The sequence below is a fragment of the Faecalibacterium sp. HTF-F genome (genome assembly GCF_023347535.1).
GTDB lineage: Bacteria > Bacillota > Clostridia > Oscillospirales > Ruminococcaceae > Faecalibacterium > Faecalibacterium wellingii.
The window spans coordinates 2,755,793-2,776,287 of the sequence record NZ_CP094473.1; the positions used below are offsets into that span (position 1 = coordinate 2,755,793).

A 20,495-nucleotide genomic window follows, 5' to 3' on the forward strand; every position below is an offset into this window, starting at 1 on the left:
CGAGGGAAGCATATGAAAGTTTGTATTGCAGGCGGCGGCAAAGTGGGCATGTATCTGGCCCAGAGCCTGCTGGCCCACCACCACAAAGTGACCATCATCGAGCCGCAGGAGATGCTCTGCCGCACGCTGGCGGATTCGCTGGATATCCCGGTGATCTGCGGCGATGCCATCAGCTTTGACACCATGCGCACGGCCGACGTAGCCAGCTGCGACGCCTTTGTGGCCGTGACCGGTGCGGACGAGAACAACCTTGTTGCCTGCCAGATCGCAAAGCGGGAGTTTGGCGTGAACCGCACCGTGGCCCGGGCCTCCAACCCCAAGAACCGGGAGCTGCTGCACACGCTGGGCGTGGATACCGTGGTGTGCGGCACCGACAACCTGAGCCACATCCTCGAGCGCGAGATCGAGACCGACACCATCCGTCAGCTGCTGTCGCTGGGCGGCGGCACGGCCAGCCTGAACGAGATCCTGCTGCCGGAGAACTTCCAGTTTGCAGGGCAGGCGGTCAAGGACATCCCCATGCCGGGCGACGTCATTCTGGTGTGCATCACCCGCGATGCGGAGTTTATCATCCCCCACGGCAACACCACCCTGCTGCCATGGGACCGCATCCTCTGCCTGACCCAGGATGACACCCTGCACCTGCTGATGGACGCATGGGGCCTTTCCGGCAAATGACCGAGGGGGATCTGCTGCGCACCGCGCTGATCATCCCGCCCAGGGGCCGGGCCGTTGTGTGCAGCTGGGCCAGTGTGCCCGGTGTGTTCTGCGCGCCCTTCGTGTTCTGGCAGAGCCGCTTTGCCGGATGTATTTTCTGCGCCCTGTGGGCGGGCCTGGTCTTCGCTGTGTGGGCACGGGCCTGCAGCTTTGCAGCACTGCTCACGGCACAGGATCTGGCTGTGCAGGCAGGCATCGCCTTTGCCGTCACGCGGCAGCTGCCCCGCCGGGCCGTGACCGGCGTGTGGGCCCTGCGCACGCCGCTTCTGTGGCTGGCGGGGTGCAGCGTGCTGGTGGTGCGGGGCCCGGGCGTACAGCTGTTCCTGCCGGGCGTGGACGCCCTGCAGGCGCAGGCCCTTGCCGCTGTGCTGATGGAGGACACGCCATGACCGAACGCAGCTTTCACCCGTTTGCGGTGCTGCATTTTCTGCGCAAGACCATCCTGCTCTATCTGCTGCCGCTTTTGCAGGTGCTGTTTGCCCGCAACTGGGCGGCGCTGCGCACGGCTCTGGTGCAGGGCGCGGCACTGCTGGCGGTGATTGCTGCCGTGAGTGCTGCCGTGCTCCATACAAGCCGCTGGCAGGTGGATGAACACGGGACCCTGCGGGTGTGCTGGCGGCTGGGTGTGCGGCTGGACCGCTGCCTGAAGGCCGGGCAGCTGGCAGCGGTCACGCTGGAACGGCCCCTGCTTTACCGGCTGGCCGGTGCAAGCCGGGTGGTGCTGTACCCTGCCGGGCAAAAGCGCACCCTGACCCTGCTTTTGAACGCACAGGACGCACAGCTTCTGGCCGACTGCATGATGCCGCGCCGGGACGCCGTGGCCCACACCCCGCGCGGCGGCGAAAAGCTGGCCTTTGCGGTGCTGGGTGCCAACGGCCTTTCCACCCTTGCCCTTCTGGCGCTGGCCGTCAGGCAGAGCAGGCCCTATGTGCCGGACGCACAGACGGCCGCCTTTGCCCACCTGAACCAGCTGGCAGCGTGGGCGGCACGCTGGCTGCCCATGGGCACGGCATGGCTGCTGGTGCTGGGCGGCGTGCTGTTCTGCGCAAGCCTTGCGCGCAGCGCGGCCCATGCAGCCCACTACACCGTGTGGCGCACCGAGAGCCATCTTGGCAGCCGGGGCGGCTTTGTGCACCGGTACGAAATGCGCCTTGCGCTGGAGCACCTGAGCTATGCAGACCTGCGCCGCTCGCCTGCCACCCGGGCGCTGGGCTGCTGTCCGGTGTTCGTCACGGCAGGCAGCTGCCGACCCGAGATCCCGCTTCTGGTCTGGCGGGAGGACAGTCCCTTTCTGCAGGAGCTGCTGCCCGGCTTTGCCCTGCCGCCCAAAGCGCCGGTGGACACAGCAGGCCGCAGCATCCCGGCGTATTTTCTGCCTGCCGGCATCCCCTGCGGGCTGTGTCTGCTGCTGACGGCGGTATCCCGCTACACCCTGCCCGCCCTCACGGTGCCGCTGCTGGTGGTCACCGCCGTGTTTGCGGCCCTGCTTGCAGGTGCGGCTGTCGGCTACCGCAGGGAGGGCATCTGGCTGCAGGACGGGCATCTGACCCTGCGCCGGCAGCGCGGCTTTCACCTGCACGAGATCTGTGTGCTGTGCCCTGCACCGGCCCTGACGGCCCTGCGCTCCCCCTGGGCAGCGGCGGTGGGGCGCACCGATCTTACCCTCACCTTTCCGGGCGGGGTGAAGTGCAAGGTGCGCAGCGTGAAGTGCAGTGAATTGCCTTTTTTGCTTTTCTGAAACTGTAAGGAGTCTTTTTCTGTGATAAAAACTGTATTATTCGATCTGGACGGCACCCTTCTGAACACCATCGACGACCTTTCCGATGCGGGAAACTGGGTATGTGAACAGCACGGCTGGCCCACCTTTACGGTGGAACAGTTCAAGCACATGGTGGGCAACGGCATCCCGAAGCTGGTGGAGCGCTTCTCGCCGGAGAATGCCCGCACGCCGGAGCAGCTGGCGGCCACGCTGGCTGAGTTCACCGCCCGGTACGACGCCCACAAGGAGGACAAGACGGCCCCCTATCCCGGCATCCCGGAGCTGCTGGACGCGCTGCGGGCAAAAGGCATCCAGTGCGCAGTGTTCTCCAACAAGGCCGACCCTCTGTGCGGCAAGATCATCGCCCACTATTTCGGCACCGGCCGCTTTGATGCTGTGCGCGGCAGCAGGCCCGGCGTGCCCACCAAGCCGGACCCCGCCGGGCTCTATGCGCTGATGGACGAGATCGGTGCGGACCGCTCTGCCACCCTGTTCGTGGGCGACAGCGATGTGGACATCCTCACCGGGCACAATGCCGGACTGCCCGCCATGGGCGCGCTGTGGGGCTTCCGGGGCCGTGCAGAGCTGACCGCTGCCGGTGCGGATGCACTGGCGGCAGTGCCGGAGGATATTTTTACCTATATCCAGAAGAGTTGACGATTTAAAATTGTCTCCGCTTCGCTCTGACAATATCAGCGGAAAAATCATTTTTGATATTGCAAATCCGGAATGACTGCGGTCATTCCGGATTTGCTTTTTCACGGGAAGGGGTCGTGGCGGGAAGCGGCATCTGCTGCTGTCGGCCTGTTTCCGCCGCTGGCGGCGGTCAGCTCAGCTGCAATTCCCGTATGGGTTGCATGAAACAGCAACCACATTAGACATTCCTAGCCGTTGGGACCCGCGGGCTAACCAAAGCCCCACCGGGGCTTTGGTTGCGGTGCTGCGCACCGCCGCCCTGTTCGATTCCCGTATGGGTCAAATTAAAAACGCCCTTGCGCAATGCGCAAAGGCGTTTTTATGACCCGTACGGGAATCGAACCCATGTTACAGCCGTGAAAGGGCCGTGTCTTAACCGCTTGACCAACGGGCCTTAGAAATACAGAGCTTCGCTAAAACCTCCGACATCCATCGCCCACTACTGCGGACGACCGTCCCCCTAACCTTAGCGAAACTCTGTAAAAGTGGTAGCGGTAACTGGATTTGAACCGGTGACACTTCGGGTATGAACCGAATGCTCTAGCCAACTGAGCTATACCGCCACATATTGTTTGTGCACTTGAACAGTGCTCTATTATTATATCCATAGATAGGCCTTTTGTCAACACATATTTTCAAAAAATTTTGCGTTTTTTCAATATCTCGATTTTATTCACGCAGCTTCGTTGAAATATTGCATTTTCCTTCATTTTTGCAGAGGTTTGCGGCAAAAAACGATTTGAAATGGCCTCCGCTGTGCTCTGGCCATAATCAGCGGAAAGATTATTTTTATTTGTAGTTCCGAAACACCTGCGGGCGTTTCGGAACTACTTTTTCACGGGAGGGGCCGTAAAGGAAAACGGCATTTGCAGCGCCGCTTTCTGCGAAAGCGCGGCGCTGCGGTCAGCATCCTCGCCCTCTCCGTCACCTGCGGTGACACCTCTCCCTTTGGGAGAGCTGCCGAGCAAAGCAAGGCTGAGAGGGCAAGCACCCTTCCCACGCAAAAAAGCACCGCTTTCCGTGAGGAAAGCGGTGCTTTTTTCAACCCTTTTCTGTCCGGATGTGGAAAACCCGGTGCAGTTTTAGTTCTTCTTGTGGGTGGGGACCATGACCTTCAGGCCGCCCATATACGGCTGCAGCACTTCGGGAATGGTCACGGTGCCGTCGGCCTGCAGGTGGTTCTCCAGGAAGGCGATCAGCATACGCGGAGGTGCCACGCAGGTGTTGTTCAGGGTGTGGGCCAGATAGGTCTTGCCGTCCTTGCCCTTCACGCGGATGTGCAGGCGGCGTGCCTGTGCATCGCCCAAATTGGAGCAGGAGCAGACCTCGAAGTACTTCTGCTGGCGGGGGCTCCAAGCCTCGATATCGCAGCTCTTCACCTTCAGGTCGGCCAGGTCGCCGGAGCAGCAGTTCAGCTGACGCACCGGGATCTCCATGCTGCGGAACAGTTCCACAGAGTTCTTCCACAGCTTCTCGTACCAGTCAGCGCTCTCGTCGGGGCGGCAGACCACGATCATTTCCTGCTTCTCGAACTGGTGGATGCGGTAAATGCCGCGCTCCTCGATGCCGTGAGCGCCCTTTTCCTTGCGGAAGCAGGGGCTGTAGGAGGTCAGGGTCAGGGGCAGAGTGGCCTCGTCCAGAGTCTGGTCGATGAAGCGGCCGATCATGGTGTGCTCGCTGGTGCCGATCAGGTACAGGTCCTCACCCTCGATCTTATACATCATGGCATCCATTTCCGGGAAGGACATGACGCCCTGCACCACGTTGCCGTGCATCATGAAGGGAGGGATCACGTAGGTGAAGCCCTTATCGATCATAAAGTCGCGGGCATAGGCCAGCACAGCCTCGTGCAGGCGGGCGATGTTGCCCAGCAGATAGTAGAAACCGTTGCCGGCCACGCGGCCTGCGGCGTCCATATCGATGCCGTCGAAGCTCTCCATGATCTCGGTGTGGTACGGGATGGGGAAATCGGGGACCACAGGCTCACCAAAGCGCTGTGCTTCCACGTTGTAGGTATCATCCGGGCCGATGGGCACGCTGGGATCGATCATCTGCGGGATGGTGTACATGATCTCCTGAATGCGTGCGGACAGGGTCTCTTCTTCCTTTTCCAGCTCAGCCATCTTGTCGGCGTCGGCCTTGACGGCGGCATTGTTGGCATCGATCTGAGCCTGCAGCTCAGCCTTCTGTGCCTCATCCGTGCACTTCTTCAGCTGGCCGAACAGGGGGCCGTTGGCCTTGCTCAGCTTGTTGCGGGCAGCCTTGAGGGCTTCCACTTCCTTCAGGCATGCGCGGTACTTGGCATCCTTCTCGATGACCTCGTCCACCAGCGGGAGCTTTGCATCCTGAAACTTCTTCTTGATGTTTTCCTTGACAGCGTCCGGATTTTCACGGACAAATTTGATATCAAGCATGATTGACTCTCCTTGCTCTATTTCGGTTCGCGCAGAGGATCCCCTCCCCTGCGCCGTTCAAAGACGGTCGCCCGCCTTGGATCGCTTTATTCTTCGTTCTGGTACTGTCCCAGCAGGTTGGCAAAGGCCCGCAGCTGCTCGTCTGAATAGAAATGCACGGTCAGCTTGCCCTTGCCGTCGTGGTAGGCCACGTTCACCTCGCTGCCCAGCACCTGCTTGAGGCTTTCTTCCACCTCCACCGGCAGAGTGCCGCGCGGCTGGGGCTCTCTGGGCTCCTTTGCGGGCTTTGCCAGCTTTTTGCACAGTGCCTCGGCCTGACGCACGTTCAGCTGGTTGTCCGCGATGATCTGCGCCGCCTGCTCCTGCAGCTCCGGCGTGGGCAGGCTCAGGATCACCTTTGCATGGCCGATATTGATGAAGCCGCTTTTCAGCAGTTCCAGCACGTTTTCCGGCAGGTTCAGCAGGCGCAGGCTGTTGGCCAGTGCGCTGCGGCTCTTGCCCAGCTTCTGTGCCGCCTGCTCCTGCGTCAGGCCGCAGCGGGTCATCAGCTCCCGGATGCCGGCCGCTTCTTCCACCGGGTCCAGATCCTCGCGCTGCAGGTTTTCCACCAGAGCCAGCTCCATGGCCTGCTCGTCGCTGACCTCCTTGATGACCACCGGCACATCGTTCAGCCCTGCCATACGGCAGGCACGCCAGCGGCGCTCACCCGCCACGATGCTGTAGCCGCCCCGCGGACGTGGACGCACCGCGATGGGCTGCAGCAGGCCGTGCTCTGCAATGCTTGCGGCCAGCTCGCCCAGCGTTTCCTCGTCAAAGGTCTTGCGCGGCTGTTCCGGGTCCGGTTCGATCTCACGCAGGGGCAAGGTATCTACCTTTGCGCCGGACTCAAAAACCGGGGCGGCATCTTCAAACAGACTGTCCAGCCCGCGGCCAAGCCCTCCTTTTCCTCTTGCCATTCATGTTCCCCCTGAGGTTTAATCTTCCAGAGCATTTTTCGTCTGCTCTGCGACGGGTGCACTTTTGCTGCGGGCCTTTTTGGGCTCGTGCGGGCGGTTGTTCTTGACAAATTCGATTGCCAGATCCATGTACGCTTCGCTGCCCTTGCCCTTGGGCTCATAGAAATTGATGGGCTGGCCGTAGCTGGGCGCCTCCGAAATGCGGATGGAGCGCGGGATGGTGGTCTTGTACACCTTGGAGCCGAAATACTTCTGCACCTGCTCCACCACCTGCACGGTCAGGTTATACCGCAGCGAGAACATGGTGAACACCACGCCCTCGATATCCAGATACGGATTGTACTTTTTGCGGATGGTCTTTAAGGTGCTGATCAGCTCCGAAAGGCCCTCCAGCGCGTAATACTCACACTGCACCGGAATGAGAACGCTGTCGCAGGCACTCAGGCCGTTCAGGGTGAGCAGGTCCAGACTGGGCGGACAATCGATAAAGATGAAGTCATAGTCCTTCTGCACCTCGGCCAGCGCCTTGCGCAGGCGGCTCTCGCGAGCGGGCAGGTCGATCATTTCCAGACTGGCACCGGCCAGACGGGTGTTGGAGCCGATGACATCGGTGCGGTACTCGGTCTTACGGATGGCCTCGGAGGCCCGTGCCTCACCGATCAGGATCTCGTAGGTCCCCTTTTCCACGCTGCGCTTCGGGATGCCGTAGCCGGTGGTGGTATTGCCCTGCGGATCAAGGTCTACGATGAGCACCCGCTTGCCCAGCGCCGCAACGCAGGACGACAGGTTGACGGCGGTGGTGGTTTTGCCAACGCCGCCCTTCTGGTTCGCAATTGCTACAATTTTTGCCACGCACAATTCTTCCTTCCGGGAAAATTTAATTGTTCCATGTGGAACATTCGCAGTCATGCCTGCCGGTTTCCCGTCCATACAGGCACCTTAACACCTAGTATAGCACATCCAAATCGGTTTTTGAACCATCTGAAGCGTTTTTCCGCTGGATTTTTAACTTTTAGAGGTGGGAAAATCAAAAAACGCATGGTTTTGGGAGCCGAATCAACGATTTGGAATGCGCGGCGGGAAGCTGGCTAGCCCTCTCAGTCACGGCTTACGCCGTGAGAAACTCCCCCAGTCATCTCGCTTTGCTCGATGCCAGCCCTCTCTGGGATGGGGCCCTTGACATGGCGGCAAAGCTACCGGGTAAACTGCAAAGTTAGCCGTACCGGAAAGGACGGTTACCCTCTCAGTCACGGCTTACGCCGTGCCAGCTCCCCCGAAAGGGGGAGCTTTTGGACATCTTCCGGTCAGCGCGAATAAAGCTCCCCCTTCGGGGGAGCTGGCTGCGACCAGCGGGAGCAGACTGAGAGGGTCGGCTCCCTCTCCGGGGGAGCTGGCAAACCCGCAGGGTTTGACTGAGAGGGTCAAACCACTGCCGTTTTTCCAGTCCCTCCGCCCCTGTTCCACATGGAACAATTTTACCGTTCGGCGGCCGCAGTGGGAATGCGCACCGTATACTCGATATACCCGTCCTTCTCTTCCCGATGAGCGGTAGCGGGCACGCCGTTGTCGGTCATCAAGCGGATGGCATGGTCGATGGTGTTCACAAAAATGCGCACATCCTTGACCATGGAAACACGGTGCCTGCCTTTTGCAGGGGTGTTGAGCAGCTGTTCAATGTAGAGGTCGGTCTGCCGGGCGTTCATGCGGCGCTTGGCAATGTTGATCAAGGCTTCGCTGCGGCGGTTCTCCGGCAGACGCAGCACCGCCCGGGCATGGCGCTCGGTGAGGTTGTTGTCCAGCACGAACTGCCGCTGATCGGCGTTCAGCTGCAAGAGCCGCAGCTTGTTGGCAAGGGTGGGCTGCGCCATGCCCAGACGTTTGGCGGCCTCGGCCTGGGTGCAGTCCCACAGCACCATCACATCCTTCATGCCCTGTGCCTGTTCAAAGGGGTTCAGGTCGGCCCGCTGGATGTTTTCCAGCAGGCCCAGCGCCGCGGTCTGCTCGTCGCCGTAATTGCAGAGGATGGCCGGGATGGTGGTCATCTTTGCCAGCCTGCAGGCACGGAGCCGCCGCTCCCCTGCCACCAGCTCATAGCCGCCATCCGACAGCTTCCGCACCGTGACCGGCTGCAGCAGGCCGTTCTCCCGGATGCTCTGCGCCAGTGCCGCAAGCTCCTGCTCGCTGAATTCCCGCCGTGCCTGAAATGGCGACGGTCTGATCTGGTCGATGGGCAGGAAATAAATTTTGCCCGCCTGCTTTTTGCGTTCAAACATGAATGTACTCCCCCTTTGCAGTTTTGCCGGGTCTGTTTTCCACATTTTCCCGGGAAAGCGTGGAAAATCTCAGGCTTCAGCCACAGTGTACCACACAAAGAAAGACCCTGCCAGACAAATCGTTCGGCAGGGTCTTTCAGAATACGTTCATTGCTGCGTTATTTCAGCGGACTTTTCGCGATTTTACCGCCGTTTCTGGGGTAAGCTGTCGGAGTCTGCGAAATCTTTTTGCACAGGATCAGGGTGCGGGTATCGCCGCCCGGCAGGTGCAGGGTGCGGGTCTCCCTGTACTCACCGCCCAGCTTTTTGATGGCACCGCGCGCTGCGGTCAGTTCTTCCTCACCGGAGGAGCCCTTCATGGCAAGGAAGTTCCCCCCTACCTTTACCAGCGGCAGGCAGTATTCGGCCAGCATGGGCAGCGCAGCCACAGCCCGGGCAGATGCCAGATCGAACTGCTCACGCCACGCCTTGCGGGCGGCTTCCTCGGCGCGCTCCTTGGCAAACTCCACGCCGACAAGGCCCAGCTGGGCGCAGGCGTACTTCAAAAACTCCACCCGCTTGCCAGTGGGCTCCATCAGGGTCAGCTGCAGCTCCGGCTTGAAAATTTTGGTCACGATGCCCGGGAAGCCTGCGCCTGCGCCCACATCCACCATGCGGCCTGCCACTTCCGGCTGGCTGGCAAAAAGCAGGCTGTCGAGGAAGTGCTTATCCTCAATCCCCTCGGGGTCGGTGATGGCGGTCAGGTTGACCTTCTGGTTGTAATCCACCAGAATTTCGGCAAAGGCATCCAGCTGGTCCAGCTGGGTGCCGGTGAGGGTGATGTTCCATGTGGAACATTTTGCTTCCAGACGCTGTTTGTCGATCATGGGTGTTGTCCTTTCTTTCATTCACCGGTCAGCTGGACGAAAATGGGCTCGTGGTGGACGGCAGGCAGGAAAATTTCCAGCACATCTGCCGTGCGCAGCTTGAGCGAAGAGGTGTTGATGCAGGGGTGGCAGCCAAGGTACTCCCCCTTCTTCACATCCTCGTCCATCAGCAGCTGCACCTTGTTTTCGGTGTCGTTGGCAAGCCCCATGATGGAGGAGGAGCCGGGCGTGCAGTCCAGATACTGCTCCATATCCTCGGGCGAAGCAAAGCTCAGGCGGGCAATGCCCAGCTGATGGGAGAGCTCTTTGGTCTTGAAGGGCTTGTTCCCGGGCATCATGAGCAGATAAAAGTTCGTCTTCTGCCGGTTGCACAGGAACAGGTTCTTGCAGACGGTGGCATTCAGACAGGCATCGATCACATGGCAGTCCTCCATGGTGTCGGCCTTCATCCAGCCGTGGTCGGTGCGCCAGAATTGGATGCCCAGCTTGTCCAGCAGGTCATAGGTGCGGATCTCTTTTTCCAGCCGCCCGGTGCAGTCGGCGGGACGGCCCTCGTAAAGCTTCAGTTCTTCCATTGGTTGCAGCTTCTTTCTATGGGTACGATTTTAAATTGCATTTATAGAGAAACCCTCTCAGGCCGCTTCGCGTCCAGCTCCCCCGAAGGGGGAGCTTTTTGCATCTGGGGGAACGCTCATAAAGCTCCCCCCCTTGGGGGAGCTGGCAAAGCCGGCAGGCTTTGACTGAGAGGATTCAGCAAAGTCATTTCCTCGCTGCCAGCGCAATGCTCAGCTGCGCCACATCGGAGGGCGATACGCCCGGGATGCGGCCCGCCTGACCGAGGTTCTTCGGCCGGATGCGGGCCAGCTTTTCGCGGGCTTCCAGCGTCAGGCCAGCCAGATCCGCATATTCAAAGTCGTCCGGGATCAGGGTCTTTTCATGCCGGGCCACGTCCCGGATCATCCGGTCCTGCCGGGCAATGTAGCCCGCATACTTGATCTCGGTCTCCAGCCGCTCGGCCAGCATGGGGGTGATCTGTTCGCCCCAGCCGATGACACCGGCCAGCAGCGGATAGCTGATCTCCGGGCGGCGCAGCAGCTCTTCCGCAATGCCGCCCTCGGCAGCAGGGGCAAGACCGGCCGCTTCCATGGCGGTGCGCAGGTCGGCGGTGCGCAGATGCGTCTCGTGCAGGCGGCGGCGCTCCGCTTCCAGAATGCTCTGGGTGTGCTGGTACTTGGCCCAGCGGTCATCCTGCACAAGGCCGTATTCCCTGCCGATGGGGGTCAGCCGCTGGTCGGCGTTGTCCTGACGCAGGGTCAGGCGGTACTCGCTGCGGCTGGTCATCATGCGGTAGGGGTCCATGACTCCTTTGGTGACCAGATCGTCCACCAGCGTGCCCAGATAGCTGGTGTGGCGCGGCAGGATGAGCTGCTCTTTGCCCAGCGCATTGCGGGCGGCGTTCAGTCCAGCCAGCAGGCCCTGGGCGGCGGCTTCCTCGTAGCCGGAGGTGCCGTTGAACTGACCCGCACCGTACAGGCCCCGCACCACCTTGCTTTCCAGCGTGGCTTCCAGACTGGTGGGGTCCACGCAGTCGTACTCGATGGCGTAGGCCGGGCGCATGATCTCGATGTTCTCAAACCCTTTGATACTGCGGTAGAAGGCGTTCTGCACATCCTCCGGCAGGCTGCTGGAGGCTCCCTGCAGATACATCTCCTCGGTGTTCTCCCCGCAGGGCTCCACAAAAATGGGGTGGCGATCCTTGCCCGCAAAGCGCACCACCTTGTCCTCGATGGAGGGGCAGTAGCGCGGGCCAACGCCCTCGATCATGCCGCCGTAGAGCGGGCTGCGCTGGATGTTGTCCAGAATGATCCTGTGGGTCTCGGGGTTGGTATAGGCGATCCAGCACTCCACCTTGTTGTGCATGGGGGCGTCGGTCAGGAAGCTGAAGGGCTGCAGCTCGCTGTCCGGGTCGCCGGGCTGGCATTCCAGCTGGCTGAAATCAATGCTGCGGCGGTGCACCCGGGCAGGGGTGCCGGTCTTGAACCGGCGCAGCGGCAGACCGGCGGCCTTCAGGCTGTCGGTCAGGGCGTTGGCGGCGTGCATCCCGTCCGGGCCGGAAGCGTACCATGCATCACCCACAAAAATTTTGCCGCCCAGATTCGTGCCGGTGGCAATGACCACGCACTTGGCGCTGTATTCGCCGTTCAGCTGGGTCACGACGCCCTTCACACGGCCGTTCTCGGTCTCAATGCCCACGACCTCTGCCTGATGGATGGCAAGGCCGGGCGTCAGCTCAAGGGCGTGCTTCATATATTCGTGGTAGCGCTTGCGGTCGGTCTGCACACGCAGGGCGTGGACAGCCGGGCCCTTGCCCCGGTTGAGCATCCGGCTCTGCAGATAGGTGGCATCCGCAGCAAGGCCCATCACGCCGCCCAGTGCATCCAATTCACGTACCAGCGTGCCTTTTGCAGTACCGCCAATGCTGGGGTTACAGGGCATGTTGCCAATGGCATCCAGACTCATGGTAAACACGGCCGTTTTTGCGCCCAGTGTCGCGGCGGCGTGGGCGGCTTCGATGCCGGCATGGCCGGCACCGATGACGATAACGTCATAATCTCCTAAGTGGTTCATATACTTTCGGGTTTCCTCTAACAAATGATTTGAAATGCAAATTTTACCTTGGGCTTAACCCTCTCAGTCACGGCTTCCGCCGTGCCAGCTCCCCCGAAGGGGGAGCTTTATTCGTGCTGACCGGAAGATGCCCAAAAGCTCCCCCTTCGGGGGAGCTGGCTGCGACCATCGGGAGCAGACTGAGAGGGTTCGCTCCCCCGGGAGGAGCTGTCGAGTGGATGCAAGGCTGAATGGATCACTTTCCCACGCAGAAACGTTCAAACACCTGTTCGATCACGGCTTCCGAGGCGTTCTCGCCGGTCAGGTCGCACAGGGCGGCCAGTGCATCGTCCACACAGACAGACACCGCGTCCAGTCCAAAGCCGCCTGCGGCAGCATCCAGTGCACCGGCCACGGCATCCCGCGCACGCAGTGCGGCGGAAAGCTGACGCTGGCCGGACAGGCTGGCGGCATGGGCGTCGATCTGGCTGGTGCCCAGCAGCCGGGCCACCGCAGCGGAGATCACCCTGCGGCTCCCCTCCTCCTGACAGCACACCGGCAGCACCATGGCAAAGAAGGGTGCGATCAACTCTGCGTCAAATTGCGTTGGTTTATCCTCTTTGTTGATAAGTGCAATGGCCGGACGGCCCTCACAACGCTGTGCAAGCGCCAGATCTTCCCTTGTGGGCGGCTCGGAGCCATCGAACACGGCAAGGATCAGGCCCGCTTCCTCCAGCTTCTTCCAGCTGCGGCGGATGCCCTCCGCTTCAATGGCGTCCTCCGTCTCCCGCAGGCCGGCGGTATCGAACAGGTTCAGCCGGACATCCCCCAGCTGCACCGCCTGCTCCACCACGTCGCGGGTGGTGCCAGCCACCGGCGTCACAATGGCCCGGTCGAACCCGGCCAGCAGATTGAGCAGCGTAGACTTGCCTGCGTTGGGCCGGCCCACGATGGCGCAGTCCACGCCCTCGCGCAGGATGGTGTCTGCCTGATAGTTCCGGATCAGACCGTCCAGCTCTGCCTTTACCCCGCTCAGTACCCGGTGCAGGTGGTCATCGTCCAGCTCCGGCACATCCTCCTCGGGAAAATCCACCCATGCGGCAAGGTGTGCCTGAATGGCGGTGAGCTCCTGCTTTTGAGCATCGATTTTTTTGGCCAGCGCACCGCCCAGCGCCGCATTGGCCAGTGCGGCCCCCTGCCGCCCGTCTGCCGAGATCAGGTCCATGACGGCTTCGGCCTGAGTCAGGCCCAGCTTGCCGTTCAGGAAGGCGCGGCGGGTGTACTCGCCGGGAGCGGCAGGCTGCGCACCGGCAGCAAGGCAGGCTTCCACCAGACGGCGGGCCACCGCATTCCCGCCATGGCAGGAAAGCTCCACCACATCCTCGCCGGTATAGCTGTGGGGCGCACGGAAAAACAGGGCCACCCCCTCGTCAAAGGTCTCATTTCCTTCCCGGAAGGTCCCGTACATGGCCGTATAGCCTTTGGCCTGTTCCACTTTTTTTGCGGCGTTGGCCGGGCAGAACACCCGGGCCGCCACCTGATAGCTCTCCGCACCGGAGAGCCGCACCACGGCAATGCCGCCTGCGCCCGGTGCTGTTGCAATTGCTGCAATGGTCGCTTCCTGCATGGTTTTTTCTGGCTTCCTTTCCGCGCCCGCTCTGGCCGCTTGCTCCCATCTGCCCACAGCAGCGAGACCAATACAGTTTCATTGTACCACGAAATGCGGCGGAATGGTACTGTTTTTTCAACCAATTCCCGGGAAACGGTTGAAAATCCGCCCGTTTCTCACGCAAAAAAGGGGCTTTCCGTCCCAACACGGAAAGCCCCTTTTTACAGGAAACTGATTTTTAGAACTTGGCGATCTCTGCCGTGGTGATGGCCTTGCCGGGCAGCGTGCGTGCATCGGCATTCTCATTCAGGGCCAGCTTGCCCTCGCGCAGCAGCTGCACAGCCTTCTGGTGATCGGCGGCCTTCCAGTTGTTGCCCACGATCTTCCAGTTGTTGTTCACGTGCGGCTCGATGGTGCCGCCCTTCACGGTGCGGATGTACTCGCCCAGCAGCTCGCGGACGCCGCCCACATCGCCGCGCACATCGATCTCCAGCAGCTTGGGCAGATCCTCACCGGGCAGGAAGATGTCCGCAGCCGTCAGCAGCTGGGTGGTGGCGCGGTAGTTGTTCACTGCCACAACAAAGATGTCGGTGTCCTTCACGGCCTTGCCGTTCGGCCACTTGAGGTTCTTGATGCGGTGGCCCGGCTCCTTGGAGATGTCCAGCTCATAGTTGACGCCCTCAAAAGCATCGTACAGGTAGTAGCGCACCGAGGGGTCAAAGGCAATGGTCACTTCATCCGGCTTCCATGTCTTGAAGAAGGCTGCGGACCACTCCATAAAGCGGCGCAGCTGCTCGCCGGTCATCTGCAGCTTGTACAGGGTGTTCTGGTAGGTGTAGATGCTGGCCATATCGCACTTGCGGATGGTGCCCGCGCGCATCTGGGAGGTCATGGAGGTCAGGGCCGTTGCGGAGACCTGTGCACCGGTGTAGTACATCTGCACTTCGTTGATGAAGTCCAGCAGCGCGGTGTCCTGCACCATGGCCTGCGGCAGGCAGTCGATCTCGTTTTCGGGGGCCAGATCGCCGCCCTTCAGCTCGCCGATGGGGGTGACAGCGTCTTCCTTGGCGCGGGTGTCGTAAGAAGCCAGCAGAGCGGTCAGCTCCGGATCGGGCTCGTACTCCTTGATCTGCAGGTTCTCCGAGGTGCGGTTCACGACCTTCCACTTGCCGTCCAGCTGGCGCTCCAGATAGACGTGGATCTCGGACAGGGTGGCACCGGCGTTCTTGTTCTCCACCACCAGCACGTTGTTGATCATCATGTTGGGGATGCTCCTGTGGCCGTGGCCGCCCACGATGACGTCGAACTCAGGGCAGGCATTGGCCAGATCGGTGACGCCGGAGCCATAGACACCGTACTCGTTCTCGGTATCCATGTGCATGACGCCGATCAGAACGTCCACCTGATCCTTGATCTTATCGATGATCCTGCGGCTCTCGTCCACAGGGTTGGTGACCTTCCAGCCCTCCAGATTCTTGGCATCCCAGCGGATGATGTTGGGGGTGACCATGCCAATGACGCCGATCTTGACGGTGCCCTTTTTGATGATGGTGTAGCCGTCGGCCAGCGGGGTGCCGTCCGGTGCGTAAACGTTGCCGGTGAGCACCTTGGCCTTCTGCTGTCCCATGACCTTTTTCAGCACATCCATGCCGTAGTTGTACTCATGGTTGCCGGTGGTCCAGATATCATAGCCGATGGCATTCATGGCAGCGATCATGGGATGCAGGTCATCGTTCAGGAACAGCTCTGCGGAGTTGGCCTGAATGGTATCGCCTGCATCCACCACCAGCGTGTTCCGGGTGCGGCACTGCTTGATGGCGGTCGCCTGCTGGGCCACACTGCCGGAAGCATCTGCCTTGTTGGCGGCGTAATCCCAGGGATCGAACTTGCCGTGGGTGTCGCTGGTGGCAAGGATCTGCAGATCCATGCTCCACAGGGACTTGATGTCACAGGCGGCTGCAGAGGGTGCCATGCAGCTGGCGGCTGCGATGGTGGCGGATGCCCCTGCACCACGCAGGAAGCTGCGGCGGGAGATCTTGTTCTGAGCCATAGTTGATTACCTCTCTTTTCATCATTCTGTCTGTTCTTCACGAACAGAGCGCTCTTGACTACAGTATAAATCCTTGACCAATTGTTTTACAATTGCCATTTGAGAGAAAGATTTCGGCAAAAAACAGGCAGTTTCTCCAAATTTTGAGAAGAATGACTTTTGGCAGGCTCCGTATACCGCAACGGCTGCCCGACCCAAAACCACCTTGGCGTCAGTTTTGGGTAAAATCCTTTTTTGCGTGAAAAAAGGTCTCCGGAAAATCCGCAGATTTTCCGGAGACCCTGATTTCAAAAGTAATTCCGTATTACAGCTCGATCTTGCCAAAGCTGAAATCGGCAAAATCATCCACCCGCTCGGTGCGCTTGGGTGCTACCGGTGCGGCATTCTCGGCATCGCGGGGTGCATAGGTGCGCTCCGGCACGCCGGAGGGACGGGGGCCGCGGGGTGCACCACTGCGGCTGCCGCGGTAGCCGCCACGGCTGCCATTGCGGTCGCCGTGATCGGAACGGTTTCCGCCGCGATAACCGCCGCTGCGCGGACCGCCGGGACGACGGCCATTGCCGCGTCCGCCGCGGGGACGGCGCTCGCCGTAGGTGTTCTCGGTCTGTGCATCGGGTGCGGTGGAGTAGATGACCACACGGCGGTCACGGCCTTCGCCCTTGCTCTCGCTGCGCACGCCCTCCATCTTGCTGATGGCAGAGTGGATGATGCGGCGCTCGTAGGGGTTCATGGGCTCCATGGCAAAGCTGCGGCCGGTCTTGCGCACCTTGGCACCAATGCGCTGTGCCAGTGCGGTCAGGTCGCTCTCGCGCTTGTCGCGGTAGCCGGCAACGTCCAGACCCAGCTTGATGTAATCGCCCTCCAGACGGTTTGCCACAAGGCTTGCCAGATAGGACAGGCTCTCCATGGTCTCGCCGCGGCGGCCGATGAGGGCGCCCAGCTTTTCACCGTCCAGACGGATGATGGTGGCCTCGCCCTTCTGCACGGCGCTGAAGGAGACGTTCTCCACGCCCATCAGGGCAATGACCTCACGCAGGTAGTCCACTGCGGCCTTGACCTTGGCGTTTTCCTCAATGTTGATGGGCTCCTCGGTCTCCTCTTCCTCGGCAGCAGGCTGCTGCACTGCGGCAGCTTCCACAGCGGGCGCAGCAGGCTCCTCGGCCTTGGCTTCCGGCTCTGCCGGTGCAGCGGGTGCTTCCACTGCAGGAGCAGGCGCGGCCTTCTCCTGAACAGGAGCCTTCTTTTCCTCAACGGCGGGTGCTGCCGGAGCGTCCGGCTCCTCCACGCTCACGCACACCTTGGCGGGGGTGAGCTTCAGGCCCAGAAAACCAGTCTTCTGGGGCATTTCCAGCACTTCGCAGCTGACATTCAGATCATCGGCCTGCACGCCCAGCAGGGCACAGGCTTTTGCGCGGGCTTCATCGACCGTTTTGCCGGTCGCTTCCTGCTTACGGATCATAACCGTTCTCCTCCTTCTTATTCTTTATCCTGCTTGTTCAGCTCGCTCAGCGGCACGGTGCGCTCGTCCTTGTAGCGCTCCTCGTCCAGCTTGCGGGCATACTCCAGCCGGCGCTTGTTCATCTCGCTGGCGGAAAGGTTCTTTTCCGTGGTCTCGCCGGTCTTGGGATCGGTGACCTTGACGGTGGTGTTCTTCACACCGCGCTTTTCCTGCTTTTTCTTTTCTGCGATCTGCGCTTCGATCTCCTTGCGCATCTTATCGGGGTCGTACACCTTGCGCATGACCTGGGTCTGCGCGGTCATCACGATGTTGGAAATGACGTAGTACAGAGAGAATGCCAGAGGATAGGTGAAGCAGAAGAACAGGTACATCAGCGGCATCATATACATGGTCACCTTCATGCTGCCCTGCATCTGCTGGCCGCTGGCCTTCATGCTGATGTGGGTGGACAGGAGCATGGTGATGACCGACAGCAGCGGCAGCACGATGTCCAGCGACAGGCCCAGCTTGGGCACGCGGGTCAGGTCGATGCCGAGGAAGGTCATATGACGGCTGAACTCGGTGACAGTCGCGATCTGCTCCGGGGTAAAGCAGGCAGCCAGACTGCTGTTGCCTGCCACCAGCTGAGAAATAATGGTGGTATCGCGGGTGATGGCGGTAAAGGCGACACCGGAGGCAGTCAGGGCCTCACCGGCAGCGGTCAGGGCAGCAGCGCTGATGTGGAAGATGCGCTCCAGCGGATTGTACACGACGCCGATAACGCCAAACATGACCAGGAAGTTCAGCAGCATGGGCACACAGCCTGCGGTGGGGTTATAGCCGTAGTTCTGCTGCAGCTTGAGCATTTCTTCCTGCTGCTTTTCAGGCTTGTCCTTGTACTTGTTCTGGATCTCCATCATCATGGGCTGGAAGGCCGACATTTTAGCCATGCTCTTCTGCTGGCTCAGCTGCAGAGGGATCTTGACGATGTTGATGAGCAGCGTGAAGATGATGATGTCCCAGCCATAGCTCGGGAGCAGCTTGTAGATCCACTCCATGACATAGCCGAGAGGACCGCTCAGGATGTAAAAGAAGTTCATACCTTTGTCCATTCTGCCCCGTCTGTGGCACGGGACTTGTTATTTTTTATCGTAGGACACGCTGCCCACAGTGCACCGCGTCACAAGAAGCTTTATGATCTAAAATGCCCTCCGCGTTGCTCTGGGCATATTCAGCGGAAAAATTATTTTATATTTGCGTTTGTCGCGGCCTGTGGGCCGCTCCAAACGCATTTTCACGGGAAAGGTCGTAACGAAAAACAGCATTTGCTGCCGCTGGCTCCCTGCGGGAGCATTCACGTCAGCATGAAAACATGCTGTTGCCCTTACGTTTCGTCGCGCAGCGACTTAAAACCGGCGGAACACAAAAAATCCTCTAGCGCAGCGGCTTGGATTTTTTGTATGGAGCCCAACAGCTTTGGGGTTACTAGGGGCGAGCAGCCCCTAGTTCGTGCCTCCCGCGCCTCGAAAGTAGCGGGTGCTTTTCTGGTTCTCTTTTGGCACGCAAAAGAGAACATACCCGGCGGTGCTGCATTTTGCAAAAACCATGAAACTTTAAACACGCGACTACGCTCTGCGCAGGAAGTCTCTATTTTTCCACCTTTTGCCTGTGCCGTGTGGAAAACAGCTTTGCGGGCTGCAGGCGGCGGGCAGGGTTCTGCCAGCGGCCCGGCTCCGGCACCGGGTCGTAGCCCCATTTGCCGAGGGGATTGCACCGGGCGATGCGCCATGTCCCCAGCAGGATGCCTTTGATGCACCCATGGGTCATGATGGCCTGCATGGTGTAGTTGCTGCAGCTGGGCGTAAAACGGCAGCTACGGCCGATCCACGGGCTCAGGGTGTACTGATACACCCGGATCAGCCCGCACAGCGCCTTCCTGCAGGCGTTTTGCAGCCCTGTCATGCGGTGGGCTCCGCCTTTTCCGCCTTTGCCCTGCGTGCCGGGGGCACTGTGGCGGGCGGCGGTGCATCCGGACGCTTGGCCTTATCGGGCAAACCGGCCTGTGCGAACAGCTTTGCCACTACGCTGCTCAGCTGCCAGCTCTTCAGCCGCGGGGTCATGCCCCGGGCCACGAAGACCAGATCATAGCCGCCGATGTTGTAATCCAGATGTTCGTCGATGGCCGCCTTCATTACGCGGCGGGCCCGGTTGCGCTGCACGGCGTGGCCGATCTTTTTGGTGGCGGTCAGGCCCACGCGGGTCTTTTTGCCGCGGGTCTTCAGCACGTACATCACAAGGGCCGGGTTCACGTAGGACTTGCCGCGGGCATACACTCTGCCAAACTCGCTGTTGCGGCGGATGGGACGATAGCGCATGATTCCGCGCCTCCTTTCCGTGACTGGGAACGCACCCGGAAGGTGCATTCTTCAGCCAGTATATCAAAAATTTTTCTACTTTGAAAGCCCATGCGGGCATTTTTACAAAAATTCTTTCAAGAATCCGGCAGTTTTCCGTTTCTCAAAAAAAAAATAAGACCGCCAATCCAGTATCAGCGGTCTTTTGTGCGCATATTCATTTCTGCGCCGGATCCCGTCATAAAGGCAGAGATCAGACAGTCAGGCTCTTGCGGCCCTTTGCACGGCGAGCATTGATGACCTTGCGGCCGTTCTTGGTGCTCATGCGGGTCAGAAAGCCATGAACTTCCTTGCGCTGACGCTTCTTGGGCTGAAAAGTTCTCTTCATGGTTGTATCCTCCGTAAAAACTTATCCCCGGTATGGGGTCTGATGCGGTCCCAGATTTGGGGACAGGCTTGCAATTCAACAGTATATCGCATAGTATGGCGTTCTGTCAAGCATTTTTTTCGCTTTTCCGCAAACTTTTTGCGGATTTTTCTGTGAAAAGATTTTCAACTTTTTCACCATTTTGCCGTGGAAAACTCTATTGCCACAAGATATTGTGGCCCGGTTTTGCCCCGGACACAACGGCCCTGCAGGGGCTTTTCTTATGTATTATAAATTACATTATAGAAATATGGACGCACAGCCATTTTTGTGGTATACTAACCTGGTATCAGCAGCATTGTTGAAAACTTTAACGGAGTGGATGTTTT

General features: G+C 60.1%; 18 protein-coding genes and 2 tRNA genes. 4 read left to right on the plus strand and 16 right to left on the minus strand.

What is annotated here, in order from left to right:
* Positions 1 to 12: 12 nt before the first annotated feature.
* The 4 genes from MTP37_RS12970 to MTP37_RS12985 are packed head-to-tail and all read left to right on the plus strand — an operon-like array spanning position 13 to position 3,133.
* Positions 13 to 678 (plus strand): potassium channel family protein, encoded by a 666-nt coding sequence (locus MTP37_RS12970; RefSeq protein ID WP_249237622.1) that lies wholly within the window; start codon positions 13 to 15, stop codon positions 676 to 678.
* Entirely contained in the window at positions 675 to 1,106 is a 432-nt protein-coding gene (locus MTP37_RS12975) for a hypothetical protein (protein ID WP_249237623.1), read from the plus strand. The genes MTP37_RS12970 and MTP37_RS12975 overlap by 4 nt, the downstream gene beginning before the upstream one ends.
* Positions 1,103 to 2,455, plus strand: a complete 1,353-nt coding sequence (locus MTP37_RS12980; RefSeq protein WP_249237624.1) for a YdbT family protein — start codon at positions 1,103 to 1,105, stop codon at positions 2,453 to 2,455. The genes MTP37_RS12975 and MTP37_RS12980 overlap by 4 nt, the downstream gene beginning before the upstream one ends.
* Before the next feature lie 21 nt (positions 2,456 to 2,476).
* A complete protein-coding gene (locus tag MTP37_RS12985) occupies positions 2,477 to 3,133 on the plus strand; it encodes an HAD family hydrolase (RefSeq protein WP_249237625.1) in 657 nt (218 codons plus the stop codon).
* 361 nt (positions 3,134 to 3,494) lie between these two features.
* Here the strand turns inward: MTP37_RS12985 and MTP37_RS12990 are convergent.
* The 16 genes from MTP37_RS12990 to rpmH form a co-directional block, all read right to left on the minus strand.
* A tRNA-Glu gene (locus tag MTP37_RS12990) sits at positions 3,495 to 3,566 on the minus strand.
* Positions 3,567 to 3,658: 92 nt separating this feature from the next.
* Positions 3,659 to 3,735 (minus strand) — tRNA-Met (locus tag MTP37_RS12995).
* A gap of 519 nt (positions 3,736 to 4,254) precedes the next feature.
* Positions 4,255 to 5,586 carry a serine--tRNA ligase gene (serS, locus tag MTP37_RS13000; protein ID WP_249237626.1) on the minus strand — a complete coding sequence of 444 codons (1,332 nt, stop codon included), beginning with the start codon at positions 5,584 to 5,586 and terminating at the stop codon, positions 4,255 to 4,257.
* 86 nt (positions 5,587 to 5,672) lie between these two features.
* Complete coding sequence (locus tag MTP37_RS13005; protein WP_249237627.1) at positions 5,673 to 6,542, minus strand: ParB/RepB/Spo0J family partition protein; 870 nt, start codon at positions 6,540 to 6,542, stop codon at positions 5,673 to 5,675.
* Between the two features lie 18 nt (positions 6,543 to 6,560).
* A complete protein-coding gene (locus tag MTP37_RS13010; protein WP_097774091.1) occupies positions 6,561 to 7,394 on the minus strand; it encodes a ParA family protein in 834 nt (277 codons plus the stop codon).
* A 623-nt stretch (positions 7,395 to 8,017) separates the two neighbouring features.
* Positions 8,018 to 8,815, minus strand: a complete 798-nt coding sequence (locus tag MTP37_RS13015; protein WP_249237628.1) for a ParB/RepB/Spo0J family partition protein — start codon at positions 8,813 to 8,815, stop codon at positions 8,018 to 8,020.
* Between the two features lie 158 nt (positions 8,816 to 8,973).
* A complete protein-coding gene (gene rsmG / locus MTP37_RS13020; protein ID WP_249237629.1) occupies positions 8,974 to 9,681 on the minus strand; it encodes a 16S rRNA (guanine(527)-N(7))-methyltransferase RsmG in 708 nt (235 codons plus the stop codon).
* Positions 9,682 to 9,698: 17 nt separating this feature from the next.
* Positions 9,699 to 10,256, minus strand: a complete 558-nt coding sequence (locus MTP37_RS13025; protein ID WP_396344511.1) for a prolyl-tRNA synthetase associated domain-containing protein — start codon at positions 10,254 to 10,256, stop codon at positions 9,699 to 9,701.
* Between the two features lie 184 nt (positions 10,257 to 10,440).
* Positions 10,441 to 12,309: a tRNA uridine-5-carboxymethylaminomethyl(34) synthesis enzyme MnmG gene (gene mnmG / locus MTP37_RS13030; protein WP_249237630.1), complete on the minus strand. Its 1,869-nt coding sequence runs from the start codon at positions 12,307 to 12,309 to the stop codon at positions 10,441 to 10,443.
* Between the two features lie 235 nt (positions 12,310 to 12,544).
* Positions 12,545 to 13,915: a tRNA uridine-5-carboxymethylaminomethyl(34) synthesis GTPase MnmE gene (gene mnmE / locus MTP37_RS13035; RefSeq protein ID WP_249237631.1), complete on the minus strand. Its 1,371-nt coding sequence runs from the start codon at positions 13,913 to 13,915 to the stop codon at positions 12,545 to 12,547.
* Positions 13,916 to 14,135: 220 nt separating this feature from the next.
* Entirely contained in the window at positions 14,136 to 15,947 is a 1,812-nt protein-coding gene (locus MTP37_RS13040; RefSeq protein ID WP_249237632.1) for a 5'-nucleotidase C-terminal domain-containing protein, read from the minus strand.
* Between the two features lie 304 nt (positions 15,948 to 16,251).
* On the minus strand, positions 16,252 to 17,406 hold the full coding sequence (gene jag / locus MTP37_RS13045; RefSeq protein ID WP_249237633.1) for an RNA-binding cell elongation regulator Jag/EloR: 1,155 nt from the start codon (positions 17,404 to 17,406) through the stop codon (positions 16,252 to 16,254).
* A gap of 17 nt (positions 17,407 to 17,423) precedes the next feature.
* Positions 17,424 to 18,485 (minus strand): YidC/Oxa1 family membrane protein insertase, encoded by a 1,062-nt coding sequence (locus tag MTP37_RS13050; RefSeq protein WP_249237634.1) that lies wholly within the window; start codon positions 18,483 to 18,485, stop codon positions 17,424 to 17,426.
* Positions 18,486 to 19,032: 547 nt separating this feature from the next.
* Positions 19,033 to 19,347, minus strand: a complete 315-nt coding sequence (gene yidD, locus MTP37_RS13055) for a membrane protein insertion efficiency factor YidD (protein ID WP_249237635.1) — start codon at positions 19,345 to 19,347, stop codon at positions 19,033 to 19,035.
* A complete protein-coding gene (gene rnpA, locus MTP37_RS13060; RefSeq protein WP_249237636.1) occupies positions 19,344 to 19,760 on the minus strand; it encodes a ribonuclease P protein component in 417 nt (138 codons plus the stop codon). The genes yidD and rnpA overlap by 4 nt, the downstream gene beginning before the upstream one ends.
* Before the next feature lie 232 nt (positions 19,761 to 19,992).
* Positions 19,993 to 20,127, minus strand: a complete 135-nt coding sequence (gene rpmH, locus MTP37_RS13065; RefSeq protein WP_005924258.1) for a 50S ribosomal protein L34 — start codon at positions 20,125 to 20,127, stop codon at positions 19,993 to 19,995.
* Positions 20,128 to 20,495 lie beyond the last annotated feature (368 nt).